Source organism: Corynebacterium sp. HMSC066C02 (genome assembly GCF_001814945.1).
In the GTDB taxonomy this organism is placed as follows: Bacteria; Actinomycetota; Actinomycetes; order Mycobacteriales; family Mycobacteriaceae; genus Corynebacterium; species Corynebacterium aurimucosum.
Genome location: NZ_KV818452.1, coordinates 157455 through 157757, shown reverse-complemented (window position 1 = coordinate 157757; position 303 = coordinate 157455). Strand labels below are relative to the sequence as shown.

1 rRNA gene is annotated in these 303 nt (G+C 54.1%); it reads left to right on the top strand.

Annotated features, from left to right (window positions below):
- Nucleotides 1-67: 67 nt before the first annotated feature.
- Nucleotides 68-185 (top strand): 5S ribosomal RNA (rrf, locus tag HMPREF2996_RS07525).
- Nucleotides 186-303 lie beyond the last annotated feature (118 nt).

The following is a 303-nucleotide window of genomic DNA, read 5'->3' as shown; positions in this document are numbered from 1 at the left end:
CTTCGCGTCCACTACACAGTATCTGACACAACTCACGCAACCAGGCATCAGATTGCCTCGTGTGTTTGTCGGTGGCCTATAGCAGCAGGGAAACGCCCGGACCCATTCCGAACCCGGAAGCTAAGCCTGCTAACGCTGATGGTACTGCAACCGGGAGGTTGTGGGAGAGTAAGAAACCGCCGACACCAAACAAAACAAACAACTCAATACAACCCTTCAGGGCCCTAGACAACACCCACTGTCTAGGGCCCTGAAGGCGTTTTCCAACCCCCATGAAACCAAGCCGCACCATCTGTGGGTTAA